Consider the following 21,651-nt stretch of genomic DNA (forward strand, 5'->3'; position numbering starts at 1 on the left):
GCAGTGTCGCGTCAAGGACTGACAGCGACGCCGAGTGTGACGGCAGGGCGAAAAATCGGCCGAAAAATCGCCGTGACGTCACGTTCGGCGCAACCGGCCCCGCCGCTTACTTATTTTGGAAGTTGGGCTTGCGCTTCTCGGCGAACGCCCGGGGACCTTCCTTGGAGTCCTCGGAGAGGAACACCGGTATTCCGTTGGCGGTATCGGGCTTGAAGGCCTCTTCCTCGTGCATCCCCTCGGTCTCGCGGATCGTCTTGAGGATCGCCTGCACGGCCAGCGGCCCGTTGTTCTCGATCACCTCGGCGATTTCGAGGGCCTTGGCCAGCGCCTGCCCGTCGGGCACGACGTGGCCGATCAGGCCGATGTCCTTGGCCTCGGCGGCGGTGATGTGCCGCCCGGTCAGCAGCAGGTCGCACGCCACCGTGTAGGGGATCTGGCGCACCAGTCGCACCGCGGACCCGCCCATCGGGTACAGGCTCCACTTGGCCTCGGAGATGCCGAATTTGGCGCTCTCGCCGGCCACCCGGATGTCGGTGCCCTGCAGGATCTCGGTGCCCCCGGCGATGGCCGGGCCCTCGACGGCGGCGATGAGCGGCTTCTTGAGCCGGCGGCCCTTGAGAAGGGCGTCGATTCGTGACGGGTCGTAGCTGCCGTCCTTGAACGACTCCCCCGGCGGCTTCTGGGTCGCGGCCTTGAGGTCCATGCCCGCGCAGAAGTAGCCACCGGCGCCGGTCAGGATGCAGCAGCGGATGTCGGGATCGTTGTCGACGCGATCCCAGGCCTGGACCATGATTTCCATCATTTCGGTGCTCAGGGCGTTGCGGCGGTGGGGCCGGTTCATGGTCACGATGAGGGTGTGACCACGCTGCTCCACCAGCGCGTCAGGACCGGTTTCCTCGTTTGCTGACGCCACGGACACGGCTACCGCCTTTCCCTCGACAATGGTCACGAGCTTGCCTCGAAATGTAACACGTTCTAATTTGGTGGCCGTGGCCTTGAATATTGCCGATCTTGCAGAGCACGCCATCGACGCGGTGCCCGAGCGTGTCGCCCTGATCTGCGGCGACGAGAAGCTGACCTACGCCCAACTGGAGGAGAAGGCCAACCGCCTTGCCCACTACCTGCTCGAGCAGGGGGTGAAAAAGGACGACAAGGTGGGCCTCTACTGCCGGAACCGCATCGAGATCGTCATCGCGATGCTCGGCATCGTTAAGGCGGGCGCCATCCTGGTGAACGTCAACTACCGCTACGTCGAGGGCGAGCTGCGCTACCTGTTCGACAACTCCGACATGGTCGCGCTGGTCCACGAGCGCCAGTACTCCGACCGGGTGGCCAACGTGCTGCCCGAGACCCCAGGCGTCAAGACGATCCTCGTCGTCGAGGACGGCAGCGACAACGACTACCAGCGCTACGGCGGCGTCGAGTTCTACTCCGCGATCGCCCAGAGCTCACCCGAGCGCGACTTCGGCCCGCGCAGCGCCGACGACATCTACCTCCTCTACACCGGCGGCACCACCGGGTTCCCGAAGGGCGTGATGTGGCGCCACGAGGACATCTACCGGGTGCTGTTCGGCGGAACCGACTTCGCCACAGGCGAATTCGTCAAGGACGAGTACGACCTCGCCAAAGCCGCGGCCGCCAATCCGCCGATGGTCCGCCACCCGATTCCGCCGATGATCCACGGCGCCACCCAGTCGGCGACCTGGATGTCGATCTTCTCGGGCCAAACCACGGTGCTGGCACCGGAATTCAACGCCGACGAGGTCTGGCGCACGATTCACGACCACAAGGTGAACCTGCTGTTCTTCACCGGTGACGCGATGGCGCGGCCGCTGCTGGACGCGCTGCTGGCGCACCAGGACAAGGGTAACGAGTACGACCTGTCGTCGCTGTTCCTGCTCGCTTCCACCGCGGCGCTGTTCTCGCCGAGCATCAAGGAGAAGTTCCTCGAGCTGCTGCCCAACCGGGTCATCACCGACTCGATCGGATCGTCGGAAACCGGGTTCGGCGGCACCAGCGTCGTGGCCAAGGACGCGCCGCACAGCGGCGGCCCGCGCGTGACGATCGACCACCGCACCGTCGTCCTCGACGAGGACGGCAACGAGGTCAAGCCCGGCTCCGGTGTGCGCGGCTTCATCGCGAAGAAGGGCAACATTCCCGTCGGCTACTACAAGGACGAGAAGAAGACCGCCGAGACGTTCAAGACCATCAACGGCGTGCGCTACGCCATCCCCGGCGACTTCGCGACGGTCGAGGAGGACGGCACCGTCACGATGCTGGGCCGCGGCTCGGTGTCGATCAACAGCGGCGGCGAGAAGATCTATCCCGAGGAGGTCGAGGCCGCGCTCAAGGGGCACCCCGACGTCTTCGACGCCCTGGTGGTCGGCGTGCCCGACGCCCGGTACGGCCAGCACGTCGCGGCCGTCGTCCAGCCGCGGCCGGGAACCCGGCCCCCACTGTCGGAGCTGGACGCCTTCGTGCGTTCCGAGATCGCGGGATACAAAGTGCCGCGCAGCCTGTGGCTGGTCGACGAGGTCAAGCGTTCGCCCGCCGGCAAACCCGACTACCGCTGGGCCAAGGAGCAGACCGAGGCGCGCCCGGCCGACGACGTGCACGCCGCTCACGCCACTGCGTGACACGCTCCAAGCGCTAGGACCGCGCGCGGCGTGACCGACTTCGTCAAGCACAACCCGGACGCGCCCGCCCGTTTCTTCGCGGCGGAAGCCGCGGGCCTGCAATGGCTTTCCGGCGTCGACGGCGGTGTGCCGTGCGCGCAAGTCGTTTCCGTCACCGCGACCAGCCTGACGCTGCGGCGCCTCGATTCGGTGGGCCCGACGCCCGGTGCGGCGCGCGCGTTCGGCGGCCAGCTGGCCATCACGCACGACGCCGGCGCTGCGGGTTTCGGCGCGGGGCCCGACGGGTGGGACGGGCCCGGCTTCTTCGGGCCGCTGTCCCAGCCCCTGCCGATGTCGCTGCGGCCGCACCGACGCTGGGGCGAGTTCTACGCGCAGGAGCGGCTGGCCCCGATGGCCGAACTCGCGGCACCGCGGCTCGACGCGGCGACCCGCGAGGCCGTCGACGCCGTCGCGGCCCGTTGCCGTGCGGGCGATTTCGACGACGACGACCGGCCGGCCCGCCTGCACGGCGACCTGTGGAGCGGCAATGTGATGTGGACCCCCGGCGGGGTGGTGCTGATCGACCCGGCCGCGCACGGCGGCCACCGCGAGACCGACCTGGCGATGCTCGCGCTGTTCGGCTGCCCGCATCACGACGCCATCGTCGACGGTTACCAGCGGGTGCGGCCGCTGCGACCCGGCTGGCGAAACCGCATCGGGCTGCACCAGCTCTTCCCGCTGCTGGCCCACGTCGTGCTGTTCGGCGGCGGGTACGCGCAGCAGACCGACGCCGCCGCCCGCGCCGCGCTGGCCGCCTGAACGTCGTCTACGGCAGCCGGGTTACTGTCGATCCCGATGACGATCGACGTCTGGATGCAACACCCGACGCTGCGGTTCCTGCGCAGCGACATGCTCGCGTCCCTGCGGCGCTGGACGGGCGGGTCGATCCCCGACACCGAGATCCCGATCGAGGCGTCGCTGGCGTCGATGGATGCCGCCGGCGTTCAACTGGGCATACTCAGCGCCTGGCGCGGCCCGAACGGCCAAGACCTCGTCTCCAACGACGAGGTGGCGCAATGGATCGCCGCGCACCCGAACCGATTCGCCGGGCTTGCCACCGTCGACCTCGATCGCCCCATGGAGGCGGTCCGGGAGCTGAGACGGCGAGTCGAAGAGGGATTCGTCGGCCTGCGGGTGGTGCCGTGGTTGTGGAACGCCCCGCCCACCGATCGCCGCTACTATCCGCTGTTCGCCCAAGTGCGTCGAGTCCGGCGTGCCGTTCTGCACCCAGGTCGGCCACACCGGCCCGCTGCGCCCGTCGGAGACCGGCCGGCCGATTCCCTACATCGACGAGGTAGCCCTCGACTTCCCGGAACTCGCGATCGTCTGCGGTCACGTCGGCTACCCGTGGACCGAAGAGATGGTCGCGGTGGCCCGCAAGCACCAAAATGTCTTCATCGACACCTCGGCGTACACGATCAAGCGGCTGCCCGACGAGCTCATCAGATTCATGAAAACCGGTACCGGACAACGGAAAGTGCTGTTCGGCACCAATTACCCGATGATCGGCCACGAGCACGCGTTGGCGGGCCTGGACGACCTCGGGCTGTCCGACGACGCTCGCCGAGACTTCTTGCGCGGCAATGCCGAACGAGTGTTCCGACTGGAGGCAGACACGTGAACGGCGCTCAGGCCCTGATCAACACCCTGGTCGACGGCGGCGTCGACGTGTGCTTCGCCAACCCGGGCACGTCGGAGATGCACTTCGTCGCGGCCCTGGACAGCGTTCCGCGGATGCGCGGCGTGCTGGCCTTGTTCGAGGGGGTCGCCACCGGCGCGGCCGACGGCTATGCCCGCATCGCCGATCGCCCGGCGGCGGTGCTGCTGCATCTGGGCCCCGGTTTGGGCAACGGCCTGGCCAATCTGCACAACGCGCGCCGCGCCCGGGTGCCGATGCTGGTGGTCGTCGGTGACCACGCCACGTATCACAAAAAGTACGACGCCCCACTGGAATCCGACATCGACGCCCTCGCCGGCACCGTCTCGGGATGGGTGCGCCGAACGGGTGACGCCTCCCAGGTCTCGGCCGACGCCGTCGAGGGCATCGCCGCCAGCCGGTGGGGTTCGCAGATCTCGACGCTGATCCTGCCCGCCGACGTGTCCTGGTCCGACGGCGCCCAGCTGTTCTCCAACCTGGAGGCACAGCCGGCGGGCGCCGACCCCCTGCTGGCGCCGGAGGTGGCCGAGGTGCTCGGCTCCGGGGAGCCGACGGTGATCATGGTGGGCGGCGACGCCACCCGCCGCGCCGGCCTGGACGCGGCCACCCGGATCGCCGCGGCCACGGGCGCGCGGGTGCTGTGCGAGACGTTCCCCGCCCGGCTCGAGCGCGGCGCCGGCATCCCCGCCGTCGACCGGCTGGCCTATTTCGCCGAAGCCGCCACGGCCCAGCTGGACGGCGCCAAACATCTGGTGCTGGCCGGCGCCAAGTCGCCGGTGTCATTCTTCGCCTACCCCGGCATGCCCAGCGACCTGGTGCCGGCCGGCTGCGAGGTGCACGTGCTCGCCGAACACAGCGGCGCTGCGGATGCGTTGACCGCCTTGGCGGATCAGGTGGCGCCGGGGACGGTGGCGGCGGTGGCGGCCGCGTCGCGCCCGAAGCTGCCGACTGGCGCGCTGACGTCGGCGTCGGCCGCCGACGTCATCGGGGCGCTGATGCCGGAACGGGCGATCGTGGTCGACGAGTCGAACACCTCCGGACTGCTGCTCGCCCAGGCCACCGCCGGGGCGCCGGCACACGACTGGCTGACCCTGACCGGTGGGGCGATCGGCTACGGCATTCCCGCGGCGGTCGGTGCGGCGATCGCCGCCCCGGACCGTCCGGTGCTGTGCCTGGAATCCGACGGCTCAGCCATGTACACGATTGCGGGGTTGTGGACCCAGGCGCGGGAGAACCTCAACGTCACCACCGTGGTGTACAACAACAGCGCCTACGACATCCTGCGCATCGAGCTGCAACGGGTCGGCGCCGGGTCGGCCCCCGGGCCCGAAGCCCTGTCCCTGCTCGACTTATCCGACCCCACAATGGATTTCGTGAAACTCAGCGAGGGCATGGGGGTGCCGGCCCGGCGTGTCACCACCGCCGAGGAGTTCGCCGATGCGCTGCGCGCCGCGTTCGCGGAACCCGGCCCGCATCTGATCGACGCCGTGGTGCCGTCAATAACGGGCTAGGGTCGGCAGCCGGCTCAGCAACCAGTCCGTCATCGTATTGACCACGTCGACGCCGGTCTCGAACGCGCCGTCGTGCGCGTCCGCCGCCAGCGCCACGCCCCACTGCCCGGACGGGGTGGGAACGATCCCGAATTGCCGGACCAGGTACTCGCCGTGCACGCCCGGACCCCAACCCCCTTTTGCGGCAATCCCTTTGGCCGCCAGCCCCCATTGGTCACCGCTGGTGAGTCGTTGCATCAGGTCGATCACCTCGCCGGCGTCGGGGATGGTCGGTAGCTCCGCGGCGAAGCGCGCCTGGCGCTGCAGGCTCCACTGCGTTTGGCCGAACGCGGTGAAGCCGCGACGAAGTCGGCGTGACTCGACCACCGTCGCGGTGTCACCGCCTTCGGCCACCACCGCCTGAACCTGCCGTGCCGCGTCGGCCGGCTCGCCCAACTGCGACCACAACTGTTCGGACGCGCGATTGTCGGATTCGGTGATGGCCTTCACGGCGAAATCGCGGGCGCCCAGCCAATCGTTGCGCAGCGCCGCCACCACCAGGGGCACCTTGATCGTCGACCATGCCACGCCGGACCACCAGCTCCCCAGCGAAAATGTCCTATCCGGCCGGGCGATCGCGACGCCGACGTTCGCCGGCACCGCGGCGGAAAGCTGTTCGAAGCTGGCTTCCAACGCGAGCTCGAGAGGCCGTGCCGTCATGCGCTGGTGCCGATTTCGGCGTGCGGGACAGCGACGCCGGGGTGGGGGACCGGCGCATCAACCATCGGGTCTCCTTGTCGTTGCGGCGTGTTCGGTGCGGATCGGCGCTCAGCTACGCCGTGCGCCGGGCGATAACCATCAGCCCGATGGCGGGGGCAGCGGCGGTAGCGGCGGCCCGTCGTCGGGCGGGGGAGGGGCTTCCCAGGGTTCGGGGTCCGGCGTCGGCGGCGACCACACCAGCGGCGGCGGTGGAGGCAGGGGAGGCGGCGGGGGCGGTTCCGCCGCGGCGAAACCGGCGCCCAGCCCGAGTGCGGCGCCACCCAGCGACCCAACCAGGATCGAGCCGGCGATCATTTCGCGGATTTTCATCAAGCGCTGAGTTTACTGCTTGGGCGGCGCATCCGGCCGCAACGCCCGTCCGCACCCCTAGCGGTGGATCTTCCAGACCGGGTCGCCGCAGTCGACACCCTGAGCGGCCAACTGTCGCTTCAGCACTTTGAACGTCACCGTCCGCGGAAGCTCGGCGCTGACCCGCACGTACGACGGCCATTGCTTGGGTCCCAGGTCCGGCTGCTCGGCCAGGAAGGCGCGGAACTTCTCGTCGTCGAACTCGGTGCCCGGCGCCATCACCACCGCGGCCATGACTTGGTCGCCGACGATCGCGTCGGGCACCGGATACACCGCCACCTCGGTGAGATCGGGGTGGCGCAGCAACACCCGCTCGATGGGCGCGGCACCGAGGTTTTCGCCGTCGACCCGCATCCAATCACCCAGCCGCCCAGCGAAATACGCGTAGCCGGCGTCATCACGGTAGGCGAGATCGCCGCTGTGGTAGACCCCGCCGGCCATCCGCTCCGCCTCCGCGGCGGCGTCGTTGTAGTAACCCTCGAAACGCCCAGGCCCCGCGGCGTTCACCAGTTCGCCGACCACGCCCGGCGGGCATGGCGTGCCGGTGTCGGGATCGACGATGTCGATGCCCGGCGGAAGGGGGCCCAATGAACCCGGCGGTGTGTCGGGGGTGCGCGCGATCGCCACGCCGCCTTCCGTGGAACCGAACCCGTCCTGCACGACACACCCGAATCGGCGGCCGAAGCGCTCGATGTCATCGGGCACACCCTCGTTGCCGTACACCGCGCGCAGCGGGTTGTCCGCGTCGTCGGGCCGCTCGGGTGTGGCGAGCACATAGGACAAAGGCTTGCCCACGTAATTCGCGTACGTGGCGCCGTAGCGGCGGACGTCGGGCAAGAACCCCGAGGCGGAGAACTTGCGCCGCAACGCCATTGAGCCCGAGCAGGCCGCCGCCACCGCCCAGCCGACCAACACCGCATTGGAATGAAACAGCGGCATCGACACGTAGCAGACATCGTCGGGGCCGAGGCCGAAGCGCTGTGACATCGTCACGCCCGCGATCGCGACCTTGCCGTGGCTGCACTTGACCGCCTTGGGCTCGCCGCTGGTTCCCGACGTGAAGATCAACATGAACAGATCCGCCGGCGAGGCCTCCTGAAAGGAGATCTGCGCGTCACGGTGCGCGGCGACCTCCTCGGCCCACGCGGCGGAGTCGGCGTTGAGGTGCTCGATATCACCCAGCGTCTCAGCCGATTTGGAGTCGGCGAGTACCAATTGGCAGTCGGCACGGGCGATGTCGCGCTGCAGCGCCTCGCCGCGGCGCACCGGGTTGAGCCCGACCGGCACGATCCCCGACATTCCCGCCGCCACCAGCACCGCCGAGAAGAAGGGGGTGTTCTCCAGCAGCACGCCGACATGCGGCGGCCGGGCGGGGTCGAGCCGCTCACGCAGCGCCGCGGCGATCGCGGCGCCGTGCTGCAGGTGATCCCGCCAGCTGGTGAACGAGTCCTCGAAGTAGATACCGCGATCGTCGATCTCGGTCAGCGGCTCCAGCAGCTTGGTGACCGTCAGGTCATCGGTGAGGTCCATTGCGCCTAGGCGGGCGTCTCCGCCAGCTCGCGCCCGATGCGACGCAGCTGCCCGGTGGCGCCGCCCAAGGCGAACTCGATCTCCTTGGCGGCCAGGAAGTAGCGGTGCGCCGGGTGGTCGGTGTCGACGCCGACACCCCCGTGCACGTGCACGATGGTGTGCGCCACCCGGTGACCCGCGTCGGCGGCCCAGAACGCCGCGCTGGCGACGTCGATCTCGGCCGGAATGTCTTCCGAGACTCGCCAGGCCGCCTGGGTGAGCGTGAGTCGCAACCCCTTGACGTCGATGTAGCCGTCGGCGAGCCGCTGCGAGACCGCCTGGAAGCTGCCGATGGGTCGGTCGAACTGCTCGCGCTCGCGGGCGTATTCGGCGGTCATCTGCAGGCCACGCTCGAGCACCCCGAGCTGGAAAGCGCTGCGGCCCAAGGTCCCCAGCGTGCCGATCCAGGTCACGACCTCGGCGCCGCCGACCTTGCGGGCGCCGTCCACCTCGGTTCCGTCCAGCGCGAGGTGCCCGACGCTGCCCAGGCCGGTGGTTTCCAGCGCGGTCAGCGTGACGCCGGGATCGTCGGCGGCAACCAGGAATACCGCTGTGCCGGAATCTGTCTCGGCGGGGACCAGGAACGCGTCGGCCACCGGGCCGAAGCCGACCTGGGTGCGGGTGCCGGTCAGCCGGTAGCCGGCGCCGCCGCTGACCGCCTGCACCGGGCCCTCGCCCATCTCACCGTCGAGGGCAACGGTCAGCGTCTTCTCGCCGTTGACCGCCGGCACGCCCCAGCTCTGCTGCAGCTCTTCGGAGCCGAACCGGGCCAGCGCCCCGGCGCCCAGCATCACCGACTCCAGGTAGGGCACCGCGGCCAGCTGATGCCCCAGGGCGACCAGGATTGCGATCTGCTCGAGCGCGCCGAAGCCGTCGCCGCCGAGCGCCGGCGCGGACGCGCTGGACAGGATGCCGGCGTCGATCAGCTTTCGCCACAGGTCGCGGTCGAACCGCTGATCGAGCCCGTCGAGCTCACGCTGGTGTTCGGGTGTGCACACCGAGTCCACGATCGTGTCGACCAGGTTGCCGAGGTCGTTCGCCGCTTCGGTTGTCGTGAAATCCATGAACGTCCGTCCTTCTATTACGTAGCGGCTCAGCGGTTGCGGGGCAGACCGAGGGCGACCATGCCGATGATGTCGCGCTGCACTTCGTTGGTGCCGCCGCCGAAGGTCAGGATCAGGCAGGCCCGGTGCATCCGCTCGACCCGGCCGCGCAGCAACGCGCCCGGCGAATTCTGGCGCACCGTCGCCGCGGTACCGAGCACCTCCATCAGCAGCCGGTAGGCCTCGGTGGCCAGCTCGGTGCCGTAGACCTTGGCCGCCGACGCGTCGGCGGGCGACAGGTCTTCACTCGCCGCCGAGGCCAGTTCCCAGTTGATCAGCTTGAGGACCTCGGCCTTGGCGTGCACCCGGGCCAGGTTGAGCTGCACCCACTCCGAGTCGATGAGCCGGGCGCCCCCGGCGTCCTTGGTGTTCTGCGCCCATTCGCGCACCTCGCGCAGGGCCAAAAAGATCGGTTGCGGCGACACCAGGGCGACGCGCTCGTGGTTGAGCTGGTTGGTCACCAGCTTCCAGCCGCCGTTCTCCTCGCCGATCAGGTTGGTCACCGGGACGCGCACGTCGGAGTAGTAGGTGGCGCTGGTGTCCACGCCGGCCATGGTGTGCACCGGAGTCCAGGAGAAACCCTCCGCGGTGGTCGGCACGGTGAGCATCGAAATGCCGCGGTGCTTCTTGGCCTCGGGATTGGTGCGTACCGCCAGCCACACCCAGTCGGCGTAGGCGATCAGGCTGGTCCACATCTTCTGGCCGTTGATGACGTAGTCGTCGCCGTCGCGCACCGCGGTGGTGCGCAGATTGGCCAGGTCGGTGCCCGCGCCGGGCTCGGAGTAGCCGATCGAGAAGTGCAGCTCGCCCGCGGCGATCTTGGGCAGGAAGAACTTCTTCTGTTCCTCGGTGCCGAACGCCATGATCGTCGGCGCCACGCTGTTGATCGTCAGGAACGGCACCGGCACACCGGCGATGGCGGCCTCGTCGGTGAAGATCAGCGAGTCCATCGGCGAGCGGTCCTGGCCGCCGTACTCGGTGGGCCAGTTCAGGGTGAGCCACCCGTCTTTGCCCATCTGCGCGACGGTGTCGCGGTACGCGGTACCGGTGCCGACCTCGCCGCCACCTGAAGAGGTCAGCGCCTCGCGGCGCTCCGGGGTCATCAGGTTGGTGAAGTACGACCGCAGCTCGCGACGCAGCTCTTCCTGCTCCGGGGTGTAACTGATGCGCATTTCAGCCGTCCTTCAAGTCAACGACGTTTCCGATTACAACCCTCGTCACAGGCTGCAGCTCGACCAACGGCTACCCATTCGTCTTCCCGGTTGTAACACGTTCTAGTCTGGGAATCCAGCGACCGTTTCCCCATCGGTGTCGGGGTCTTATGGTGGACCTACATACTGATGGGGTGAGTCCTGCGGTGAAGGCCAGGTTCAAGGAGGGTGCTGTGCGGGTGATCGTGGACCGTGACCGGTGCGAAGGTAACGCAGTGTGCTTGGGAATCTCCCCGGATATCTTCGACCTGGACGACGAGGACTACGCCGTGGTGAAGCTGGACCCGATTCCGTCCGACAAAGAGCAGTTGGCCGAGCAAGCGATCGCGGAGTGCCCGCGCGCGGCTCTGCTGCGTGAAAACTAGAGGTATTCATAAATTGACTAGCAGCACGAACGCGACCGATCTCTCCGGAAAGGTCGCGGTGGTCACCGGTGCGGCCGCGGGCCTGGGACGGGCCGAGGCGCTCGGCCTGGCGCGCCTCGGAGCGACCGTGGTCGTCAATGACATCGCCGCCGCGTTGGATGCCTCCGACGTCATCGATGAAATCAATTCTTCGGGTTCGAAGGCCGTCGCCGTCGCCGGGGACATCAGCGAACGCTCCACCGCCGACGAACTCGTCGCCCAGGCCGACGGGCTGGGCGGGCTCGACATCGTGGTCAACAACGCCGGCATCACGCGCGACCGGATGCTGTTCAACATGTCCGACGAGGAGTGGGACCAGGTCATCGCCGTGCACCTGCGCGGCCACTTCCTGCTGACCCGCAACGCCGCCACCTACTGGCGCTCCAAGGCCAAGGGGGCGGGCGGCCAGATCTTCGGCCGGATCGTCAACACCGCCTCGGAGGCCGGCCTGGTCGGCCCGGTCGGGCAGGCGAACTACGGTGCCGCCAAGGCGGGCATCATTTCGCTCACCCTCACGGCCGCGCGGGCGCTGGGCCGCTACGGCGTGTGCGCCAACGCCATCTGCCCCCGCGCGCGCACCGCGATGACGGCCGACGTCTTCGGCGACGCACCGGAGGTGGAAACGGGCGGCGTCGATCCGCTGTCGCCAGAGCACGTAGTCAATCTGGTCACGTTCCTGTCCTCCCCGGCGGCCGCGGAAGTCAACGGCCAGGTGTTCATCGTCTACGGTCCACAGGTGACATTGGTCGCTGCCCCGACCGTCGAGCGCAAATTCAGCGCCAACGGCGCCGCTTGGGACCCTGCACAACTGAGCGCGACGCTGCAGGATTACTTTGCTGGACGTGATCCTGAGCACAATTTTTCGGCGAGCGCACTGATGGATCAATAGCCATTTTCGGCTCGTCGATCGGGGGGAATCGGCAGGTAGAACGTGTGTCAGTTTGACACGTGACAAGTGCTTCTGACCTGGCGAATTAACGGTTGGGATAAGAAATGCTGTTCATTGACATGGTGAACTTGTTCTGAGTTAATATGATCCGGCTCACACCGAGCCCCGCGCGACCGTAGACCACGCAAAGGCCAGCCATAGACTTCGCCGAGACCAGCCAAGGGGGGAGACCGAGTTGATGGAGCAACTTGCGGTTCCCGCCCGCGCGGTCGGCGGATTCTTCGAAATGATGATGGATACCGGCCGGGCCGCCTTCCGCCGGCCGTTCCAGTTTGGTGAGTTCCTCGATCAGACGTGGATGATCGCCCGCGTATCGCTGGTCCCGACGCTGCTGGTGTCCATCCCGTTCACGGTGCTGGTGGCCTTCACCCTCAACATCCTGCTGCGCGAGATCGGCGCCGCCGACCTCTCGGGCGCCGGAACGGCATTCGGCACCATCACCCAGCTGGGTCCGGTGGTGACCGTGCTCGTCGTGGCCGGCGCCGGCGCCACCGCGATCTGCGCCGACCTCGGCGCCCGCACGATCCGCGAGGAGATCGACGCGATGCGCGTGCTCGGCATCGACCCGGTCCATCGGCTGGTCGTGCCCCGTGTGCTGGCGTCCACGGTGGTGGCACTGCTGCTCAACGGCTTGGTATGTGCCATCGGCCTTTCCGGTGGCTACGTGTTCTCGGTCTTCCTGCAGGGTGTCAACCCCGGCGCGTTCATCAACGGCTTGACCGTGCTGACGGGTCTGCGCGAGCTGGTGCTCGCCGAAGTCAAGGCGTTGCTGTTCGGGGTGATGGCCGGGATGGTGGGCTGTTACCGCGGCCTGACCGTCAAGGGGGGGCCCAAGGGCGTCGGTAACGCCGTCAACGAAACCGTGGTCTACGCCTTCATCTGTCTGTTCGTGATCAACGTGGTGATGACCGCCATCGGCGTGCGAATTTCGGCGAAGTGATGAGACGGGTGAGCACGCGATGAGTTACGACGCCACACTGCGATTTCGTCGCGTCTTCTCGCGGCTGCAAGAGCCGGTTGACGACTTCGGCGAGCAGGCGCTGTTTTACGGGCAGACCATGCGCTACGTCCCCAACGCGCTGACCCGCTATCGCAAGGAGACGATCCGGCTGATCGCCGAGATGACCATGGGCGCGGGAGCCCTCGTCATGATCGGCGGCACGGTCGGTGTCGCGGCCTTCTTGACCCTGGCCTCCGGCGGTGTCATTGCGGTGCAGGGGTATTCGTCGCTGGGCAATATCGGCATCGAGGCGCTGACGGGATTCCTGTCGGCCTTCCTGAACGTCCGGGTGGTCGCCCCGGTGATCGCCGGTATCGCGCTGGCGGCCACCATCGGTGCCGGCGCCACCGCCCAATTGGGCGCCATGCGGGTGTCCGAGGAGATCGACGCCGTCGAGTGCATGGCGGTGCACTCGGTCTCTTACCTGGTGTCGACCCGCCTGATCGCCGGCCTGATCGCGATCATTCCGCTGTACTCGCTGTCCGTGCTCGCCGCCTTCTTCGCCGCCCGCTTCACCACGGTGTACATCAACGGGCAGTCAAAAGGCCTCTACGACCACTACTTCAATACGTTCCTGATCCCGTCGGATCTCCTGTGGTCGTTCCTGCAAGCCATCGTGATGTCCATCGCGGTCATGCTCGTACATACCTATTACGGCTACAACGCCAGCGGTGGCCCGGTCGGCGTCGGGATCGCGGTCGGCCAGGCCGTGCGGACGTCGTTGATCGTCGTGGTCGTCATCACTTTGTTCATCTCGCTCGCTGTGTATGGGGCGTCCGGTAACTTCAACCTCTCCGGCTAAGAGGACCGCTTAAAAGGGACATGGCAGACACAAGCGCGCGACGCACAACCGTCCGGCTGGCAGCAGCAGTGCTGGCCGGCCTGATGGTGGCTTTCGCTGTGCTGACTTACCTTTCCTACACGGCCGCCTTCGCGTCGATCGACACCGTCACCGTGTCGGCGCCCCGGGCCGGGTTGGTGATGGAAAAGGGCGCCAAGGTGAAATACCGGGGCATCCAGATCGGCAAGGTCGAGACCATCGACTACTCCGGTGACCAGGCGCGCCTCACGCTGGGAATCAACAGCGACGACATGCATTTCATTCCGTCCAACGCGACGGTGCACATCGCCGGCAACACCATCTTCGGTGCCAAGGCGGTGGAATTCATTCCGCCTCAAGCGCCGTCGCCGACCTCCCTGCGTCCGGACGCGCACGTCGCGGCCTCGTCGGTGCAGCTGGAAGTCAACACCTTGTTCCAGTCGCTGATCGACCTGTTGCACAAGATCGACCCCGTCGAACTCAACGGGACGCTGAGCGCGTTCGCCGAAGGCCTACGCGGCCACGGCGACGACCTGGGCGGCATCCTGTCGGGATTGAACACGCTGACGCGCCAAGCGAATCCGAAGCTGCCCGCCTTGCAGGAAGACCTCCGGAAGACGGCGGTCGTGGCCAACGTGTACGCCGACTCCGCCCCGAACCTGAACACCGTCGTCGACAACCTGCCGACGATCAACAAGACGGTCGTGGACGAGCAGAAGAATCTCGACAGCACGCTGTTGGCCACCATCGGCCTGTCCAACAACGCCTATGAGACGTTGGCGCCGGCCGAACAGGACTTCATCGACACCATCAACCGGCTGCGGGCCCCGCTCAAGGTGGCCGCCGACTATTCGCCGGAATTCGGCTGCCTGTTTGCCGGGATCGAGCGCGGTATCAAGGAATTCGCCCCGCTGCTCGGCGTTCGCAAGGCGGGGTTGTTCACGTCGTCAAGCTTCGTGCTGGGCGCGCCGTCGTACACGTTCCCGGAATCGCTGCCGATCGTGAACGCCTCCGGCGGCCCGAACTGCCGTGGGCTGCCCGACATCCCGACCAAGCAGACCGGCGGGTCGTTCTACCGGGCGCCGTTCCTGGTCACCGACAACGCCAACATCCCGTACGAGCCGTTCACCGAGCTGCAGGTCGACGCGCCCTCGACGCTGCAGTTCTTGTTCCACGGCGCCTTTGCGGAACGGGACGATTTCTGATGCCCAGCTCCGCGATGCCCTCGCACCGCTCGATGATGATCAAGGTCAGCATCTTCGCGGTGGCCATGCTGTTGGTCTCGGCGGGACTGGTGGTCGTCTTCGGCGACTTCCGGTTCGGCCCCGAAAGCACTTACCACGCAACGTTTACCGACATCTCGCGGCTGAAGGCCGGTCAAAAGGTGCGCATCGCCGGGGTGCCGGTCGGTGCGGTGTCGGATATCAAGCTCAACCACGACAACACCATCGACGTGAAGTTCGGGGTCGACAAGCGCTACACGCTCTACTCGTCGACGCGCGCGGTGATCCGGTACGAAAACCTGGTCGGCGACCGGTATTTGGAGATCACGTCGGGCCCGGGTGAGCTGCGGAGGCTACCGGCGGGCGGGACGATCAACAGCCAACACACCCAGCCGGCGCTCGATCTCGATGCGCTGCTGGGCGGACTTCGGCCGGTGCTCAAAGGCCTGGACGCCGACAAGGTCAACACCATCAGCAGTGCGGTCATCCAGCTGCTGCAGGGCCAGGGCGGGGCGTTGTCGAACGTGCTTGCCGACACGAGCGCGTTCTCCTCGGCGCTGGGCCAGCGCGACCAGCTCATCGGCGACGTGATCAACAACCTCAACACGGTGCTGACGACCGTGGACCAACGCAGCGCGCAATTTTCGACCAGTGTCGATCAGTTGCAACAACTGATCAGCGGGCTGGCCGAACACAAAGACGACATCGCCGGCGCCATCCCCCCGCTGGCCTCGACGACGACGGATCTGACGCAGCTGCTGAAGAATTCGCGCCGGCCGCTGCAAGGCATCCTGGAGAACACCCGTCCGCTGGCCACCGAGCTGGACAACCGCAAGGCCGAGGTGAACAACGACATCGAACAGCTGGGTGAGGACTATCTGCGGCTGGCCGCCCTCGGCGCCTACGGGTCGTTCTTCAACATCTATTTCTGCTCCGTGACGATCAAGATCAACGGCCCGGCCGGTGGCGACATCCTCCTGCCCCTGGGTGGCCAGGTGGATCCCAGCAAGGGGAGGTGCGCTTTTGCCAAGTAACGCAAAACATGAGCGCGATCCACTGCGCACCGGCATCTTCGGCGTGGTGCTGGTGGTCTGCGTCGTACTCATCGCATTCGGCTACGCCGGGTTGCCGTTCTGGCCGCAGGGCAAGATCTACGACGCCTACTTCAGCGACGCCGGTGGAATCAATCCCGGCAACGCCGTTTACGTCTCGGGTTTCAAGGTCGGCAAGGTGACCTCGGTGGGTCTGGCCGGCGACAGCGCCAAGATCAGCTTCAGCGTCGACCGCCACGTCGCGGTCGGCGACCAGTCGCTGGCCGCGATCCGCACCGACACCATCCTCGGTGAGCGCTCCATCTCGGTGACGCCGGCCGGCGGTGGCAAGGCAACCACCATCCCGCTCAGTCGCACCACGACGCCGTACACGCTGGCCGGCGCGCTCGAGGACTTGGGTTCCAACGCCAGCAACCTGAACAAGCCGCAGTTCGAGAAGGCGTTGAACGTGCTGACCGACACGCTGCACGACGCGACCCCCGAGCTGCGCGGTGCGCTGGACGGCGTGACGTCCCTGTCCCGCACCCTGGACCGACGCGACGAGGCGCTGCAAAGCCTACTGGCGCATGCGAAGTCGGTCACGGGCGTGTTGTCCCAGCGCGCCGAGCAGGTCAACAAGCTGGTCGATGACGGTAACGAGTTGTTCGCCGCCCTCGACGAACGCCGCCGGGCCCTGGGCCAGCTGATCTCGGGCATCCAGGATCTCTCGGCGCAGATTTCCGGCTTCGTCGCCGACAACCGCCGGGAATTCGGGCCCGCGCTGAACAAGCTCAACGATGTGCTGTCCAACCTCAATGAGCGCCGCGACTACATCACCGAGGCCCTCAAGCGGTTGCCCACCTACGCCACCGAGCTGGGCGAGGTCGTCGGGTCGGGCCCCGGCTTCAACGTGAACGTCTACGGTGTCATCCCGGCGCCGCTGCTCGCGACGATGTTCGACTTCTTCTATCAGCCCGGCAAGATGCCGGCCAGCCTCGCCGACTACCTGCGCGGGCTGATCCAGGAACGCTGGATCATCAGGCCGAAGTCACCATGATGCAGCGGATCCTCGGCGGCCGTGGGCTGCGCTACGCCACCATCATCGCGCTGGTCGCGGTGTTGGTGGGCGGCGTGTATGTGCTGTCGTCGCAAGAGAATAACCGCAAGATCGTCGGCTACTTCGCCTCGGCGGTCGGTTTGTACCCCGGCGACCAGGTGCGCATCCTGGGTGTCCCGGTCGGCACCATCGACACGATCGAGCCGCGGCCGTCCGACGTCAAGATCACCATGTCGGTGTCCAAGGACGTCAAGGTCCCCAAGGACGCCAAGGCGATCATCATGTCGCCAAACCTGGTGGCGGCCAGGTTCATCCAGTTGACGCCGGCGTACACCGGCGGGCCGGAGATGGCCGACGGCGCCACCATCGGGCCGGGCCGCACCGCGGTCCCGGTGGAATGGGACGAGGTCAAGGAGTCGCTGACCCAGCTCGCCGTCCAACTCGGCCCGACCGCCGGATCGATGCAGGGTCCGTTGGGCGCCGCGATCAACCAGGCCGCCGACACCTTCGACGGCAAGGGCCAGTCGTTCCACAGCGCCTTGCGCGAGCTCTCGCAAGCCGCTGGGCGGCTGGGGGATTCGCGCGGCGACATCTTCGGCACGGTGAAGAACCTGCAGGTGGTGGTCAACGCCCTCTCGTCCAGTAACGAACAGATCGTCCAATTCGCCGGCAACGTCGCGTCGGTGTCGCAGGTGCTCGCCGACAGTTCGCGCCATCTCGACAGCACGCTGGGCACCCTCAACACCGCGCTGTCGGACATCCGCGGGTTCCTCCACGAAAACAACTCGACCATCATCGATACGGTCAACAACCTCAACGATTTCGCGAAGACGTTGAGCGACCAGAGCGACAACATCGAGCAGGTGCTGCACGTGGCGGGCCCGGGTATCGCCAACTTCTACAACATCTACGACCCCGCGCAGGGCACGCTGAACGGCCTCTTGTCGATACCGGAATTCGCCAATCCCGTGCAGTTCATCTGCGGTGGATCCTTCGAGACCGCGGCCGGGCCGAGGGCGCCGGACTACTTCAAGCGCGCCGAGCTCTGTCGTGAGCGGCTGGGGCCGGTGCTGCGCCGGCTCACGGTGAACTACCCGCCGCTGATGTTCCACCCGCTCAACACGATCACGGCGTACAAGGGTCAGATCATCTACGACACCCCGCAAACCCAGGCCAAGGCGGCGACCCCGGTCCCGGAGCTGACCTGGGTCCCGGCCAAGGGCGCCCAAACGCCGGCCTCCCAGAACCCGGCGGACCTGCAGGCGCTGCTCGTCCCGACGGCCCCGCAGGCCGGCCCGGCACCCGGCCCCGCGCCGGCCGGTGCCGCACCCGCCCCCGGTCCCGCTCCCGGAAGCGCGTTCGGCCCGCGGCCGGGACCCGCTCCCGGTCAACCGGCGCCTAACGGGCCGGCGGCCGGCTTGGGCGGTGGCGGATGAACCGAATGTGGTTGCGCGCCAGCGGGTTGGCGGCGGGCAGCGTGCTGCTGGCCGGCTGCCAATTCAACGGCCTGAACTCGTTGGCGATGCCGGGCACCGCCGGCCATGGCAGTGGTGCCTACTCGGTGACCGTCGAGCTGCCCGATGTGGCGACGCTGCCGCAGAACTCACCGGTCATGGTGGACGACGTCACCGTCGGAAGTGTTGCCGGTATTGCCGCCGAACAGCGGTCCGACGGATCGTTTTATGCGGCAGTGAAATTGGCGCTGAACAAGAACGTCGTGCTGCCCGCCAACTCGACCGCGACGGTCGCCCAGACCTCGCTGCTCGGTTCGATGCACATCGACCTGGCTCGGCCGAAGGACAAGCCGGCCGTCGGCCGGCTGACCGACGGGTCCAAAATCACGGAGGCCAACACCGGTCGCTATCCCACCACCGAAGAGGTGCTCTCGGCGCTCGGCGTTGTGGTGAACAAGGGCAATGTCGGTGCGCTGGAAGAGATCACCGACGAGACCTACCGGGCCGTCGCGGGCCGGCAGGACCAGTTCGTGGACCTGGTGCCGAGGCTGGCGGAATTGACCTCGGGGCTCAACCGTCAGGTCAACGACATCATCGATGCGGTCGACGGATTGAACCGATTCTCGGGAGCATTGGCGCGCGACAAGGACAACCTGGGCCGGGCGCTGGACACGCTGCCCGAGGCGATTCGCGTGCTCAACAAGAACCGCGACCACATCGTGGAGGCCTTCGGCGCGCTGCACAAACTGGCCAACGTCACCTCGCACGTGCTGGCAAAGACCAAGGTGGACTTCGCCGCCGACATGAAGGACCTGTACTCGGCCGTGAAGGCCCTCAATGACAACCGGAGGAATTTCGTCACCTCGCTACAGCTGTTGCTGACGTTTCCGTTCCCCAACTTCGGGATCAAGCAGGCGGTGCGGGGTGACTACCTCAACGTGTTCACCACCTTCGACCTCACCCTGCGCCGCATTGGTGAAACGTTCTTCACCACCGCTTATTTCGACCCGAACATGGCTCACATGGACGAAATCCTCAATCCGCCGGACTTCTTGACCGGCGAATTGGCCAACCTGTCCGGTCAGGCCGCGGATCCGTTCAAGATTCCGCCCGGCACGGCTTCGGGACAGTAGGGGCGGGCGCAGATGCACGACAGACTGACCAAGATCCAGCTGGCGATCTTCGCCGTGATCACGGCGATCACCTTGACCGTGATGGCGATCTTCTACCTGCGGCTGCCCGCGACGTTCGGCATCGGAACCTACGGCGTGAGCGCTGATTTCGTTGCCGGCGGCGGCCTGTACAAGAACGCCAACGTCACCTACCGCGGAGTTGCCGTCGGCCGCGTCGAGTCGGTGGGCCTGAGCCCCAACGGCGTCATCGCCCAGATGCGGCTGAACAGCGAGACCGCCATCCCGTCGAACGTCACCGCCACCGTCAAGAGCGTGTCGGCGGTCGGCGAGCAATACATCGACCTGGTGCCCCCGAGCGCACCGGCATCGAGCAAGTTGACCAACGGATCTCGCATCGAGCGGCAGAACACCCGCATCGGCCAGGACGTCGCCAACCTGTTGAAGCGGGCGGAGACACTGGTCAACAGCCTGGGTGACACCCGGCTGCGTGAGCTGTTGCACGAGACGTTCATTGCGGCCAACGGCTCGGGCCCCGAGCTCGCGCGGCTCTTCGAGTCGGCCCGGCTGCTGGTGGACGAGGCCAACGCCAACTATCCGCAAGTCTCGCAGCTGATCGACCAGGCCGGCCCCTTCCTGCAGGCCCAGATCCGCGCCGGCGGGGACATCAAGTCGCTGTCGGACGGGTTGGCGCGGTTCACCTCCGAGGTCCGTCAGGCCGACCCGCAGCTGCGCGACACCCTGGCCACGGCCCCCGGGGCCACCGACGAGGCCAGCACCGCGTTCTCCGGCATCCGCCCCGCCTTCCCGGCCCTGGCCGCCAGCCTGGCCAACCTCGGACGGGTGGGCGTGATCTACAACAAGTCGATCGAACAGCTGCTGGTGGTCCTGCCGGCGTTGTTCGCGGCCATCACCACCGCCGCGGGCGGCGGGCCGCAGGACGAAGGCGCCAAGCTGGACTTCAAGCTCGACCTCAACGACCCGCCGCCGTGCGCCGTCGGCTTCCTGCCCCCGCCGTTGATGCGCACACCGGCCGATGAGACGGTGCGCGAACTTCCGAGGGACATGTACTGCAAGACCGCCCAGAACGATCCCAGCACCGTGCGCGGCGCCCGCAACTATCCCTGCCAGGAGTTTCCCGGAAAACGCGCCCCCACGATTCAGCTCTGCCGCGACCCGAAGGGCTACGTGCCGATCGGCCGCAACCCGTGGCGCGGCCCGCCGGTGCCCTACGACACCCCGATGACCAACGGGCTGAACGTGTTGCCGCCCAACCACTTCCCGTATATCCCACCGGACGCGGAACCCGATCCCGGGACACCGATCGTCGGGCCGCCGCCCCCGGGCGTGGTGCCCGGGCCGGGGCCGTTGCCCAACAAGCAGCCTGCCTTCGCCCCGCCGCCACCCAACGACAACGGGCCGCCGCCGCCGTTCACGTCGTGGCAGCCACCGGGGGTGCCGCCGGTGCCGCCGCAGCTTCCGTATCCGAAGTGGCTGCCCCCGCCGGCACCGCCGCTGGGGATCAACCCGCCGCCGTCGGCCCCCGGACCGGAGAAGCCGTGGGGCCCGCCGCCCGGGGGACAGCCACAGGCCAGCGGGCCGGCCTACGCCACCTATGACGAGAAGACCGGCGCGTTTGTCGATCCGGCAGGCGGCACTGGTATCTTCGCCGCCGGCGCCACCGGAACCTCCGGCGCCGAGAATTGGGTGGACCTCATGCTTGATCCAAGGCCGATGTAATGGACCGTGT

General features: G+C 67.4%; 19 protein-coding genes and 1 pseudogene. 14 read left to right on the forward strand and 6 right to left on the reverse strand.

Going from position 1 to position 21,651, the window contains the following annotated elements:
- Nucleotides 1-106: 106 nt before the first annotated feature.
- Nucleotides 107-919, reverse strand: coding sequence for a crotonase/enoyl-CoA hydratase family protein (locus JF781_RS04980; RefSeq protein ID WP_225326325.1), 813 nt, complete (start codon nt 917-919; stop codon nt 107-109).
- Between the two features lie 64 nt (nt 920-983).
- Here JF781_RS04980 and JF781_RS04985 point away from each other — a divergent pair, with 64 nt between their 5' ends.
- The 4 genes and pseudogenes from JF781_RS04985 (at nt 984) to JF781_RS05000 (ending at nt 5,843) form a co-directional block, all read left to right on the forward strand.
- Nucleotides 984-2,636, forward strand: coding sequence for an acyl-CoA synthetase (locus tag JF781_RS04985; RefSeq protein ID WP_225326290.1), 1,653 nt, complete (start codon nt 984-986; stop codon nt 2,634-2,636).
- A gap of 30 nt (nt 2,637-2,666) precedes the next feature.
- A complete protein-coding gene (locus JF781_RS04990; protein WP_225326291.1) occupies nt 2,667-3,434 on the forward strand; it encodes a fructosamine kinase family protein in 768 nt (255 codons plus the stop codon).
- 36 nt (nt 3,435-3,470) lie between these two features.
- Nucleotides 3,471-4,296, forward strand: a pseudogene (locus tag JF781_RS04995) (amidohydrolase family protein).
- Nucleotides 4,293-5,843, forward strand: a complete 1,551-nt coding sequence (locus JF781_RS05000; RefSeq protein ID WP_225326292.1) for an acetolactate synthase large subunit — start codon at nt 4,293-4,295, stop codon at nt 5,841-5,843. Before JF781_RS04995 ends, JF781_RS05000 begins: the two are co-directional and overlap by 4 nt.
- On the opposite strand, the gene JF781_RS05005 is transcribed toward JF781_RS05000, so the two are convergent.
- The 5 genes from JF781_RS05005 to JF781_RS05025 all read right to left on the reverse strand — a co-directional run bounded on the left by JF781_RS05005 (nt 5,829) and on the right by JF781_RS05025 (nt 10,794).
- On the reverse strand, nt 5,829-6,542 hold the full coding sequence (locus tag JF781_RS05005) for a hypothetical protein (RefSeq protein WP_225326293.1): 714 nt from the start codon (nt 6,540-6,542) through the stop codon (nt 5,829-5,831). The genes JF781_RS05000 and JF781_RS05005 overlap by 15 nt on opposite strands.
- Before the next feature lie 138 nt (nt 6,543-6,680).
- Nucleotides 6,681-6,911 (reverse strand): hypothetical protein, encoded by a 231-nt coding sequence (locus JF781_RS05010; protein ID WP_225326294.1) that lies wholly within the window; start codon nt 6,909-6,911, stop codon nt 6,681-6,683.
- 57 nt (nt 6,912-6,968) lie between these two features.
- Nucleotides 6,969-8,480 (reverse strand): long-chain-fatty-acid--CoA ligase FadD17, encoded by a 1,512-nt coding sequence (gene fadD17, locus JF781_RS05015; RefSeq protein WP_225326295.1) that lies wholly within the window; start codon nt 8,478-8,480, stop codon nt 6,969-6,971.
- 5 nt (nt 8,481-8,485) lie between these two features.
- A complete protein-coding gene (locus tag JF781_RS05020) occupies nt 8,486-9,583 on the reverse strand; it encodes an acyl-CoA dehydrogenase family protein (protein WP_225326296.1) in 1,098 nt (365 codons plus the stop codon).
- A 29-nt stretch (nt 9,584-9,612) separates the two neighbouring features.
- Nucleotides 9,613-10,794, reverse strand: a complete 1,182-nt coding sequence (locus JF781_RS05025) for an acyl-CoA dehydrogenase (protein WP_225326297.1) — start codon at nt 10,792-10,794, stop codon at nt 9,613-9,615.
- Between the two features lie 212 nt (nt 10,795-11,006).
- On the opposite strand from JF781_RS05025, the gene JF781_RS05030 reads away from it, so the two are divergent.
- From JF781_RS05030 to JF781_RS05075, 10 genes are all read left to right on the forward strand, one after another.
- The gene (locus JF781_RS05030; RefSeq protein WP_225326326.1) at nt 11,007-11,198 is read left to right on the forward strand and encodes a ferredoxin; all 192 of its coding nucleotides are present in this window, start codon (nt 11,007-11,009) and stop codon (nt 11,196-11,198) included.
- 13 nt (nt 11,199-11,211) lie between these two features.
- A complete protein-coding gene (locus tag JF781_RS05035) occupies nt 11,212-12,126 on the forward strand; it encodes a 3-oxoacyl-ACP reductase (RefSeq protein ID WP_225326298.1) in 915 nt (304 codons plus the stop codon).
- Between the two features lie 235 nt (nt 12,127-12,361).
- Entirely contained in the window at nt 12,362-13,126 is a 765-nt protein-coding gene (locus JF781_RS05040) for an ABC transporter permease (protein WP_225326299.1), read from the forward strand.
- Nucleotides 13,127-13,145: 19 nt separating this feature from the next.
- A complete protein-coding gene (locus JF781_RS05045) occupies nt 13,146-13,988 on the forward strand; it encodes an ABC transporter permease (protein WP_225326300.1) in 843 nt (280 codons plus the stop codon).
- 20 nt (nt 13,989-14,008) lie between these two features.
- Entirely contained in the window at nt 14,009-15,211 is a 1,203-nt protein-coding gene (locus tag JF781_RS05050) for a virulence factor Mce family protein (protein ID WP_225326301.1), read from the forward strand.
- Nucleotides 15,211-16,263, forward strand: coding sequence for a virulence factor Mce family protein (locus tag JF781_RS05055; RefSeq protein WP_225326302.1), 1,053 nt, complete (start codon nt 15,211-15,213; stop codon nt 16,261-16,263). The genes JF781_RS05050 and JF781_RS05055 overlap by 1 nt, the downstream gene beginning before the upstream one ends.
- Nucleotides 16,253-17,317: a virulence factor Mce family protein gene (locus tag JF781_RS05060; RefSeq protein ID WP_225326303.1), complete on the forward strand. Its 1,065-nt coding sequence runs from the start codon at nt 16,253-16,255 to the stop codon at nt 17,315-17,317. Before JF781_RS05055 ends, JF781_RS05060 begins: the two co-directional genes overlap by 11 nt.
- Nucleotides 17,314-18,753 (forward strand): virulence factor Mce family protein, encoded by a 1,440-nt coding sequence (locus JF781_RS05065; protein WP_225341148.1) that lies wholly within the window; start codon nt 17,314-17,316, stop codon nt 18,751-18,753. Before JF781_RS05060 ends, JF781_RS05065 begins: the two co-directional genes overlap by 4 nt.
- Nucleotides 18,750-19,904, forward strand: a complete 1,155-nt coding sequence (locus JF781_RS05070; protein ID WP_225327903.1) for an MCE family protein — start codon at nt 18,750-18,752, stop codon at nt 19,902-19,904. The genes JF781_RS05065 and JF781_RS05070 overlap by 4 nt, the downstream gene beginning before the upstream one ends.
- A gap of 12 nt (nt 19,905-19,916) precedes the next feature.
- Complete coding sequence (locus JF781_RS05075) at nt 19,917-21,641, forward strand: virulence factor Mce family protein (protein WP_225327902.1); 1,725 nt, start codon at nt 19,917-19,919, stop codon at nt 21,639-21,641.
- The last annotated feature ends 10 nt before the right edge of the window (nt 21,642-21,651 follow it).

Origin of the sequence: Mycobacterium sp. WUMAC-067, from assembly GCF_020217485.1 — a bacterium.
In the GTDB taxonomy this organism is placed as follows: domain Bacteria; phylum Actinomycetota; class Actinomycetes; order Mycobacteriales; family Mycobacteriaceae; genus Mycobacterium.

What these genes read in the sequence shown, in the direction of transcription:
- JF781_RS05010 (WP_225326294.1), bottom strand. Translation starts at nt 6,911, where the DNA reads ATGAAAATCCGCGAAATGATCGCCGGCTCGATCCTGGTTGGGTCGCTG.
- JF781_RS05050 (WP_225326301.1), top strand. Translation starts at nt 14,009, where the DNA reads ATGGCAGACACAAGCGCGCGACGCACAACCGTCCGGCTGGCAGCAGCA.
- JF781_RS05005 (WP_225326293.1), bottom strand. Translation starts at nt 6,542, where the DNA reads ATGACGGCACGGCCTCTCGAGCTCGCGTTGGAAGCCAGCTTCGAACAG.
- fadD17 (WP_225326295.1), bottom strand. Translation starts at nt 8,480, where the DNA reads ATGGACCTCACCGATGACCTGACGGTCACCAAGCTGCTGGAGCCGCTG.
- JF781_RS05075 (WP_225327902.1), top strand. Translation starts at nt 19,917, where the DNA reads ATGCACGACAGACTGACCAAGATCCAGCTGGCGATCTTCGCCGTGATC.
- JF781_RS05065 (WP_225341148.1), top strand. Translation starts at nt 17,314, where the DNA reads ATGATGCAGCGGATCCTCGGCGGCCGTGGGCTGCGCTACGCCACCATC.
- JF781_RS05070 (WP_225327903.1), top strand. Translation starts at nt 18,750, where the DNA reads ATGAACCGAATGTGGTTGCGCGCCAGCGGGTTGGCGGCGGGCAGCGTG.
- JF781_RS05045 (WP_225326300.1), top strand. Translation starts at nt 13,146, where the DNA reads ATGAGTTACGACGCCACACTGCGATTTCGTCGCGTCTTCTCGCGGCTG.
- JF781_RS05055 (WP_225326302.1), top strand. Translation starts at nt 15,211, where the DNA reads ATGCCCAGCTCCGCGATGCCCTCGCACCGCTCGATGATGATCAAGGTC.
- JF781_RS05020 (WP_225326296.1), bottom strand. Translation starts at nt 9,583, where the DNA reads ATGGATTTCACGACAACCGAAGCGGCGAACGACCTCGGCAACCTGGTC.
- JF781_RS05025 (WP_225326297.1), bottom strand. Translation starts at nt 10,794, where the DNA reads ATGCGCATCAGTTACACCCCGGAGCAGGAAGAGCTGCGTCGCGAGCTG.